Annotated in this window: 8 protein-coding genes and 2 tRNA genes; 1 reads left to right on the top strand and 9 read right to left on the bottom strand. The window is 54.1% G+C overall.

The window, feature by feature from the left end; all coding sequences use genetic code 11:
- Window positions 1–165: 165 nt before the first annotated feature.
- From ACE5KN_RS19905 to ACE5KN_RS19930, 6 genes are all read right to left on the bottom strand, one after another.
- Window positions 166–1,176, bottom strand: a complete 1,011-nt coding sequence (locus tag ACE5KN_RS19905) for a glycoside hydrolase family 130 protein (protein WP_144023517.1) — start codon at window positions 1,174–1,176, stop codon at window positions 166–168.
- Window positions 1,177–1,232: 56 nt separating this feature from the next.
- Entirely contained in the window at window positions 1,233–2,069 is an 837-nt protein-coding gene (locus tag ACE5KN_RS19910; RefSeq protein WP_212970176.1) for a carbohydrate ABC transporter permease, read from the bottom strand.
- Window positions 2,070–2,083: 14 nt separating this feature from the next.
- Window positions 2,084–2,986 carry a carbohydrate ABC transporter permease gene (locus tag ACE5KN_RS19915; protein WP_375524235.1) on the bottom strand — a complete coding sequence of 301 codons (903 nt, stop codon included), beginning with the start codon at window positions 2,984–2,986 and terminating at the stop codon, window positions 2,084–2,086.
- Between the two features lie 106 nt (window positions 2,987–3,092).
- Window positions 3,093–4,481 (bottom strand): ABC transporter substrate-binding protein, encoded by a 1,389-nt coding sequence (locus tag ACE5KN_RS19920; protein ID WP_375524234.1) that lies wholly within the window; start codon window positions 4,479–4,481, stop codon window positions 3,093–3,095.
- 172 nt (window positions 4,482–4,653) lie between these two features.
- Window positions 4,654–6,285 (bottom strand): response regulator, encoded by a 1,632-nt coding sequence (locus ACE5KN_RS19925; RefSeq protein WP_375524233.1) that lies wholly within the window; start codon window positions 6,283–6,285, stop codon window positions 4,654–4,656.
- Between the two features lie 3 nt (window positions 6,286–6,288).
- Window positions 6,289–8,097, bottom strand: a complete 1,809-nt coding sequence (locus ACE5KN_RS19930) for a cache domain-containing sensor histidine kinase (protein ID WP_375524232.1) — start codon at window positions 8,095–8,097, stop codon at window positions 6,289–6,291.
- Window positions 8,098–8,297: 200 nt separating this feature from the next.
- Between ACE5KN_RS19930 and ACE5KN_RS19935 the strand changes: the two genes are divergently transcribed.
- Window positions 8,298–8,486: a hypothetical protein gene (locus ACE5KN_RS19935; protein WP_375524231.1), complete on the top strand. Its 189-nt coding sequence runs from the start codon at window positions 8,298–8,300 to the stop codon at window positions 8,484–8,486.
- Window positions 8,487–8,892: 406 nt separating this feature from the next.
- On the opposite strand, the gene ACE5KN_RS19940 is transcribed toward ACE5KN_RS19935, so the two are convergent.
- The 3 genes from ACE5KN_RS19940 to ACE5KN_RS19950 form a co-directional block, all read right to left on the bottom strand.
- A complete protein-coding gene (locus ACE5KN_RS19940; protein ID WP_375524230.1) occupies window positions 8,893–9,057 on the bottom strand; it encodes a hypothetical protein in 165 nt (54 codons plus the stop codon).
- A gap of 383 nt (window positions 9,058–9,440) precedes the next feature.
- Window positions 9,441–9,521 (bottom strand) — tRNA-Leu (locus ACE5KN_RS19945).
- 55 nt (window positions 9,522–9,576) lie between these two features.
- Window positions 9,577–9,650, bottom strand: a tRNA-Cys gene (locus ACE5KN_RS19950).
- Window positions 9,651–9,733 lie beyond the last annotated feature (83 nt).

Genomic DNA, 9,733 nt, shown 5'->3' on the forward strand with positions numbered 1-9,733 from the left:
CTACTACTGAGCTGTATTGTTGCATTTTATGCACAATCTCCCCACGGTCGCTGCTATTGATCTAGCATTGTTGCACTTCATGCACAATCTCCGCGCAAGCCGCTCCAATCATGGCACATGGCCCCACTGTTACTCCGCATTTCCGCCCTCAGCCTGCTTCCAATCTTATCTATGCTCCGGCTCCAGACAGAGCCGGAGCAGATCGTCCACATGGGCCGTTGCCAGACATTCCACCGTATCCGCAGAGCCGTAATAGATCTTGACCTCGCCGTCATCCTCCAGAATCATCCCTCCCGGAAAAATCACATGATTGCGGAAGCCCCCGCCAATCTCATAGTCTGTCTCCGGTGCCAGCAGCGGCTGCCTGCTCATGCCGATCACCTTGCGGGGGTCCTCCAGATCCAGCAGCATAATTCCGGCGGTATAACGCTTCTTCCAGGTGTCCTCCCAACCGTGCTTGCCTCTGGCCGGGTCCACATCCACCGCATGGAAGGTGGTCAGCCAGCCCTTATCCGTCCGGACCGGAGGTGCGGCCGGGCCGACCTTGTCATTGGCAAACGGCACCTGCTCAACGGCGAGCAGTAGGCTGGAGTTGCCCCAATGCTTCAGGTCCGGCGACTCGGAGATCCAGGCATCGAAGCGGTCCCGGCCGCCGCGGCTGTATACCGTGAAGGGACGCTCCAGCCGGACATACTTGCCGCCGATCAACTCGGGAAACAGTACCATATTGCGCAGGTCCGGTGTAGACAGGCTGAGCACCTCGAAGTGTTCCAGATCATCGGTAACGGCAATTCCGCCTCGGATGCCATGGTGCGTATCCACGGCAAAACACATATAACAACGGCCGCCGATCACGGTCAGGCGCGGGTCGTAGGCGCGGATAATTTCCTCGTCATGCATTTTGAACACTGGCTTCGGGCCGGCGGTCCAGCTCAGCCCGTCGTCACTGTAAGCAATGCCGAGATCCGTGGTGTGGTGCGGCTCAAGCGTCTGATCGACCAGTGAGCCGTAATCATTACGGAAGATCATCACATACTTGCCGTTAAATTTCGTTACACCGGCATTGAATACCAGTGCGGTGGGGTAAGGAACCTTCGTTGCATCCAGCACCGGATTGCCCGGATACCGCCGGATGAACGGGGCAGATTGCAGAATTGCCGGAGCGTGTTGAGTCATGGGGTGTACCTCCTTGAATGTTAAATATGGAATATGGGATGCGCAGGGCCGGACCGCTACCCTTTGAGGGAACCGGCCGTCATCTGCATGAAGGATTTGTTGGCAAACAGATAGGCGACGAGAATCGGCAGAATGGACAAGCAGGCGCCCGCCATCATGTAGTGGGTTTGGGAAGCGGCCGAAATCCCGTATTTCAGGTTCGCCAGCCCGACGGTCAGCGTCTGCAGCTCCGGCTTCGTCATCGTGAACACGAGCGGCAGCAGATATTCATTCCACGCGCCGCGGAAGGTGAATAAGGCACCTACGCCAAGTCCGGGTCCGAGCAGCGGCAGAATGATCCGCCAGAAGGTCCGGCCCGGGGAGCAGCCGTCTATTAGCGCCGCCTCGTCCAGCTCGCGGGGAATCCCCTTCATGAAGCTGGACAGAATGAAGAAGATCGAAGCATGGGCGGAGATCAGAATCAATATAACGCCCCACAGGCTGTTGTGCAGATGAAGCTTAACCATCAGATCGAACTGCGGGCGCAGCACGACCGCCCCTACAGCCACGAACATGGTGAACGATTGCAGTCCGATATACAATTTTTTGCCTGCAAAATCCATCCGGTCCACCACATAAGCCGCCATGGATGATACCAGCAGCGTGCCGACCACTGTCGCCAGGGAGACAATCAGGCTGTTCAGGGTATACCTGGAGAAATTGGCCTGCGCCCAGGCTTCGGCATAGTTCGAGAAGTGCCAGCTCTTCGGCAGGAAGGTCGCACCCGCAGTAAGCTCAGCATTGGTCTTGAAGGAGCCAAGGATGGTGATAACGACCGGAATCAGGGTGATAAAAGCAACAGCCAGCAAAAAAATCCACAAGATGATTTTGCCCAGTATGGTTCTTAGTCTCATAATAGCCTCTCTCCTCAATCGGTCTGATTCATGCGTCTGGATGCGTAGAAATAAATGAGTGATATCATCCCTACAATGACCGCAGACACAAAGGCGACCGCACTGCCGTATCCGAACTCCTGGACCTGAACCGCCGCGCTGCCCCCCCCGACAGGGAAAAATAATTTGTACAAATACAGGAACATGACCTCCGTCTTGCCTACAGGACCGCCTTCAGTCAGTACCATGATGCTCTCGTAGCCCTTCAGGGCTGTAATGATCGCCAGCATAATAACCATCTGCATGACAGGCCCGAGCATCGGCAGGGTGACATAGCGGAACTGCTGAATTTTCCCTGCCCCATCCAGGGAAGAGGCCTCATACACATCCTCGGGAATATTCTGCAGACCGGCAAGGAAGAGCAGCATATAATTGCCGACCGCTCCCCAGGCCGCAACCAGGATGACGGTAAGCATGGCATATTTCGGCCCCAGCCAATCCACACCGGAATCGGAGAGGCCCGAGCGGATCAGGAACTGGTTGAGAATTCCGTTATACGAGTTGAAAATCGTGAAGAAGACTACGGCCATTACGGCGGTACTGATGACGGTCGGCATGAAGAAAATCCCCCGCAGCAACTGTCTGCCCCGCAGCCCCCGGTTCAATATGGCTGCCAGCAGCAGGGCCAGCGGAATGGTGATCAGCAGCTTGCCGCCTGCATATACAAACGTATTCACCACCGAATCCCAGAACTGGGTGTCCTTCAGGATGCGGCTGAAATTGGCCAGACCGGTAAACCGGGCCGTTCCGAACCCTTTGTAATCATAGAACATATAGCGGAACGCCCAGACAATCGGGTAAATCCCAAGGACCAACGTGAGCAAGGCACTTGGAAAGATAAAGCTGTATGAAAATAAGGCATGTTTTGTTTTGTTCATCTGGTTTCTTCCGGCTCCTCTCCCTTGCGGCCAGAGCAGAGGGATGAGGAAGCTGCTCCCTCATCCCCCGTTATCCCGGCCTATATCCCTATCCCTAACCTTCTGTCTATTTGGCGAACTTGCCGCCCAGAGCGGCGGGATCGAAGCCGGCATCCGGCTCGGCCTTTACGCCGTCATTCGCAATCACACTGTCCAGTGCAGCATTATAGCGTTTGTTCAGATCTGCGATAACCGCCTTCAGGTCGCCGCCGTTCAGCATATATTTGAAGAAGGCGTCATCCGATTTCATTCCTTCCGGTGCTACAGACGGATAGACCGGCCACACTCCATCGTACTTGTTCGGCAGGAAGCCTTCAATGCCGTTCACATCCGGTGTCTTGGCTGCTGCGCTGATGGACGGAACCATGGAGATGCCGAAGCCTTTTTCCTGATAATCCGTCAGCACCTGATCGCCGTACATGAACTCCATGAACTTCCAGGCTGCTTCTTTATGCTCTGATTTCGAGCTCAGCGCCAGCCATTGGCCCCCGAGGAAGCCGGAAGCCCCCTTCACATTGCCGTCGATGGTAGGAACCGGAGCGGCCGCCCAGTCAATCTTGGCCGGGAACTGATTCTTGTAGACGCCCGGCTCCGAGGAGTAGGACATGTACATTCCGATCTTGCCTTCCGCAAACTGCGCCCGCAGCGGATCAATATCCAGCGATTCTACGCCCGGCAGCATACTGCCGTCGTCCCTGATCTGCTTAAAGGCATTGATGATCGGCTCGAAGCCGCTGAAGTCATAGCGGGCCGTCTTGAAATCATACCCGAAGCCGCCATAGCCGCTCATCTCCGCAACCACCCGTGCCGAACGTGCGAACGCACTGCCGGGGTTCTTGAAGTTAAGGGCGAAGCCGTAAGCGCCGTCCGCTTTGCCGGCTTCTGTCAGTTTCTTGGCTGTATCCACCAGCTCCTGCAGGGTAGCCGGCGGATGCTCAACGCCTGCTTTGGCGAACAGATCTTTGTTGTACACCAGACGCATGGTCGTTCCATAGTTCGGCAGACTGTAACGCTTGCCATCGAATTCGTTCAGATCCGGCATGGCCGGGAATTTCGCCTTCAGCTCATCGCTCAGGAACTCGTCAATCGGAGCGAGAAAGCCTTTTTTGTAGAAGGTCTGGACGGTATTCTCCTTCACCCGGATCACATCCGGTGCATCGGAGGTCTGGAAGGACAGATCGAGCGCGGTATCGAAGTCATCGCCCTTAACGACCAGATCCACTTCAATCCCGTCAGTATTGGTTGAGTTGAACTCGGCTACCTTCTCCTTCACGAAATCCGCATCATGGCGGTCGCCTGTCCAGTAGCTGATTTTAGTTTTTTCCCCTGAATCAGCTTTCGCCCCGTCTCCCGTGCCTTCAACTGCATTGCCGCCGCCACTGTTACCGTTGCCGCAGGCTGCCAAGCCAAGTGCCAGGACCAGGCTAAGAGATGTCATTAGCATACGCTTCATCATTGGTAGTACCCCCTTATGTATCCCTGCTGTATTCGCTTACAACCTGATTATAGTTCGATAGGCGCATCCAGATAAGGCGGGTAAGCCCACATTAAGGGCAGATTTCTGCAGGAGTTGGATACAGATAAGGGAGGTAATCTCCACCCTGCGGAAATCCCTCCCCTGCTGATTCCTATTCTTTTCCAATATAATACAATTTGAACTCGGACGGGGTCATGCCGGTGTATTTCTTGAACACCTCGCTGAAATAGCGCCTGTGCTCATACCCGAGATCCTGGGCGATCTCCTGAACCTGCCGGCCGCTGATCAGCATCGCCTTCGCCTTCTCCATCTTCTCATGCATCACATACTGGTGAAACGAAATCCCCTGCACCTTCTTGAACAGATTGGAGAAATACCCCTGGCTAAGGTTAATCTGCTTCGCCATCTGCTCCAGCGACAGCCCCGTATCCAGATGACTATGGATATATTCGACGGCTTGGCGGATTATCCGCGTGGACTCCAGAGAACGGGCTTGCTCCACCAGCGCACAGGCCTCCCGGCAGAGCCAGGACAGCAGGTCCCGTATATCTTGAAGGGAAGGATGCACCTGGTTCTTCATGGCAGCAATTCTGAGTTCCAGCGGCTCCACCTGCCCATAAGGGAACTGCTCCAGCAGGACCCGGCAGATCCTGGAGCTCAGCTCATAGCCGACACTTTCAACATAACGCGGCTCAGGCAAAAGCCCGCTGTCCAGCAGCTCCGCGAACAGCTGGTCCAGCACCTGCAGGCTTTTGGCGGAATTGCCGGAACGCAGGGCGAACAGCAGCTCCTGCTCGGCGGCGGCGGAATAGCTGTGGAGCGAGAGAGGTTTATTCTCGATATTGCTATAATGATATACTCCGTTGCCCCCGGTATAGAAATGATACCCCAGCGCGCTAAGCGCCTGCCTGTACGCCGTGCCCAGCTCCTGAATCGCCGCCGTGCCCAGGCCCACGCCAATTGAAATGGTATGACGGGAGAAGCGGCTTACATTCGTGCAGCAGGCCTCCGTAATCAGCGCGGCAGTCTCCGGGTCTGAGCCGTTCATGATACAGACGTACCGGTCTGTCGCCTCCCGGATAATAACGCCGCGGGTCAGGGCGGAAATCGTCTCTTCGAGAATATTGTGCAGGCTGAACCTTAGCAGCTCGACCTCCTGCACAGGCTGGCCGCTCAGCTTCTCCGCAAAATGATCGATTTCGGCGACAAACACGAAGAAATCATGCTGGTCCAGCGGGATATCAAGATAGGCCCAGCGGGAACGGGCATCCGCTTCTGTCGTCTGGTGGTGCAGCAGGAAGGTGAGATATTCCTGGCGGAGGATAGGCAGACTTTCCTTGATTTTAGCCTCCATCACAGCAAGTCTGGCGGTCTCCTGACGCTCCTCCCGGCACAGTTCCCTGGCCTTCAGCACTGCATTCACAATCTCCTCCAGGGAAAAGGGCTTCTTCACGAAATCAAGCGCCCCCAGCCGGATGGCTTCCTGGGCATAAGAGAACTCCGAGTAGGCGCTGAGGATAATAATCTTGCAGTCCGGCAGCACCTCCAGAATCGCCCGGGTCATCTGTAGGCCGTCCATTCTTGGCATCCGGATATCCGTCAGCACAATGTCCGGCCGGGTCTCGCGGATGATCTGCAGGCCCGCTTCGCCGTTAAGCGCCGTACCTGTGACCTCAATACCGTGCTCCTGCCACGGCGGCTTGCGTGAGACCATCTCCACCACACTTTTGATATCGTCGATTACACATAATTTGAACCTTTCCGGCTCCAGCTTTTGGTCCATCCTTCAACTCTCCTCCTCTGTGGGAATCCACAGATCCGTCCGTGATCCCTTACATGGTTCGCCGCCAACGTCCATACGGGCTTCGTCTCCGTAATACAAGGCCAGCCGGTGCCTGATGTTGAACAGGGCATAACCTTTCCTCGACTGCGGTGCCCTGACCAGCCCCTGCTTGACCCGTTCAGCATCAAGCCCCCGTCCGTTGTCGGTAATGCAAATATGCAGCAGCCCCTGCTCCCGGCTGACCGTGATGTCTATCCTGCCTCCTATTGTCATGTCGCTGAATCCATGCTGAATGCTGTTCTCCACCACCGGCTGCAGGATAATCTTCGGCAGCAGGCAGGACAGCAGGGCCTCGTCCTCTACCGTCACCGTGTATTCAAACAGTCCTTCATAGCATTTCTGCTGAATGGCGAAATACTGTCTCATGTGGGACAGCTCATCCGCAAGGGTAATCAGATCCTTGCCGCCGCTGAGCCCGATCTGGAACATCTGCGACAACGACAGGATCATCTCATTCACATCGTCATTCTCGCCCATGACCGATTTGCAATAGATGGTATTCAACGTATTGTACAGAAAGTGCGGCTCCATCTGCGCCGTAAGGGCACGGATCTCTGCATGACGCTTGTCCTTCTCCTTCGCCTTCACATCCGAGATCAGCGTCTTAATCTCCGACATCATCCGGTTGAACTGAAAGCCGACCTGGGCAATCTCGTCCTCATAACGGCTCTCATACACCACACTGAGCTGGTTTTCTTCGACTCTGCGCATCAGTCGCCGCAGCTTGAACAGGGGCTTCAGCAGTACAGATGTTAGCTTATTGGAAATCAGCCAGGTCGCCAGCAAAAAGATAACGATTACATAGAGGGTAATGCGCTGCACCCGCTGTAGCTTACCCAGCAACTGGTCCCGCGACTGCATACCTGAGATGATCCAGTCGGGTGATACGGCTGAGCTTGTATAATTCACCAGATATTCCATGCCGCCATAGCTGTAGTAGTGATCCTGCGGATCGGCTGCTTTTCCGGCTTCTGCAAGCACCGGCTTCCAGGGGAACCTGCCCCGGAACGGCCAGCGGGACTCCACCACCGCCTCTCCTTCCCCGTTCACCAGATAATAATTTCTCCCTGCTTGTTCTCCGCCTGTATTCAACAGCTCATCTATCCGGCTCTCCCTGATATTGACCACAATAAATACATTGCTGATCGGCGTGTAAGGGTATTCATAAATTCCCCGGACTACGAAGGAGACCACCCGCTGGCTGCCTGTGAACAACCGGTCATAATGTCCTTTGGCCCAGTAGCCGCCCGGCTGCTCCTTGCTCAGATCATATAATTCCGAGCCGTAGAACGAATTGTCCTGCGCCCGGATCTGCGTAGTGGGATAGAAATCGCCAATCGGGGTAACGATCAGCACATTCTCAATGATCGGCTGATTGAACATTGCCTGCGAGAGGACATACTGCAGATCGGACAGATGTACGTAGTAATTAGAGACCTCATGGCTCAGCACATCCATCATCATCTTGCGGTACGCATCGCTCAGCATCAGGGACTGCACGGACAGCACCACATCATTCAGGCGGGAATCCAGAAGCTGTGCCGTCTTGCTTACGGTCTCCCGGCTGCCAGCGTAAACATTATCCTCGATCTCCTGCGCGGCAATCCAATACGAGAAGGTGCCCATTGAACTGATGGACAGCGTAATCAGCACGATGAACGAGAACAGAATCCTCTGTTTGATGGATATCCGGTAATACCTGCCGGCGATCTGCCGCCGGAGCTGCCGGCCATAGGCTGTGAATGTATTCATAGTTCCCCCTTCTTGAGCATGTATCTCCCTACGATTGTAAGTTCTTGTCACTTGTACCATACGGCTGCTCCGGCCCGGCGTCAAGACAGGGCATGATTATTTAACGGATTCCGTCCCTTATTATCAATAGGCAGGGGGCCCTCTGCATAACATGGTGCGAATTCACTAATCATGGCTCAGGTTGACGGGAAGCTGCGCGATTGAGTAATTATGCTTGTGACGGTCAGTCCATTCCGTTTGATGCCTTTCTGCGGCAAATGTTGAACGATCCAACAATAGCAGAGCTCACTGATTTTGTTGCCTCATACGTAAAAAATAATACAATTAGCCAAACTGACGGTTTCAAGGGCGATTCTATGAAGCATGAAACAGAGATGGGGGAACGTTGAGCGAAGTCCTGCCTCAACTGAATACTGGCAGCAACGCAGTGTTCACTTATTATGGCGGCGGGGAATCTGGTCCGCTTCATGTGGTATTCCATGTATAGGTCTGGGAACAATAAACTGCTTCCATTTGCTGCTTCGACACCTGGATGAACAAGGGCTGGGACCAGTTGTTGGCATTACGATTGCGGATGTAGAGCGCTATTGAGACCAGGAGCATTGACGGACTGATCGAACGACTGGCTGACGACTATGCGGCCCGTCTTCTGGATACCGGACATCGTCAATTTCAGCTAATCGGCTACTGTTTGGGAGTGTTACTGCTAATACATAATGACCGGCGGTTGACGGCGTAAGTTGTCCTGCTGGTGACGGCCAAGCTGTCCGGTCTATGGTGTGAAGAAAGGGAGAATCATGACAATTCTCCCTGGATGACGCGTTTGATCATATGATCGTCAATGATGCGATGTTTGTTCTGCGAGCCGTAGATGAGGCTGTACGTGCAGACCTTGTTGATCAGGCGCGCGGCGCAGCTGGAGAAGCGGAACACATCGTCGATCGCCGCCTCTGTAAACACGTAACCAGATGAATGGACGAATTTCTGTTTTTGGGCAATACAATGCCCGGGATCTCCATTTCCATGAGTCCATGTTTAGACGATCTATGGGTTGGTAGCACTAATTAACTTGCTCGTTTTTGGGGTCGGCCTTCTAGGTAAGCTTCTTTGTTTTTCAGCATGCTATAGGCTATGACCAGTAGGGTTCGTGCCATAGCAATTGGCGTTAGCATGAAAGAAGTACAAGAATGGCTGGGTCACAGTGTCTATTCCACCACAGCCAACATCTATACTCACTTGGAATTCAGTCCCAAGGTCACTTCCGCAAACCGAATGAATGAAGTAATAAAAATAAAAACAGTCCACTAGATTTTTAATCTAATGAACTGCTCTTAGTAAAGTAATACCGGTGAGAGGACTCGAACCTCCACGGGTCTCCCCACTCGATTTTGAGTCGAGCGCGTCTGCCATTCCGCCACACCGGCTTATTCAAATAATACTACACATCCACTGATTACCAAATCGGTATAAGTTAAACACTGGAGGCGCCACCCAGATTCGAACTGGGGATAAAGCTTTTGCAGAGCTGTGCCTTACCACTTGGCTATGGCGCCAAATCTTCATGGAGCGGACGACGGGAATCGAACCCGCGACCCTCGCCTTGGCAAGGCGATGCTCTACCGCTGAGCCACGTCCG

Origin of the sequence: Paenibacillus terreus, from assembly GCF_042138595.1 — a bacterium.
In the GTDB taxonomy this organism is placed as follows: domain Bacteria; phylum Bacillota; class Bacilli; order Paenibacillales; family Paenibacillaceae; genus Paenibacillus; species Paenibacillus terreus.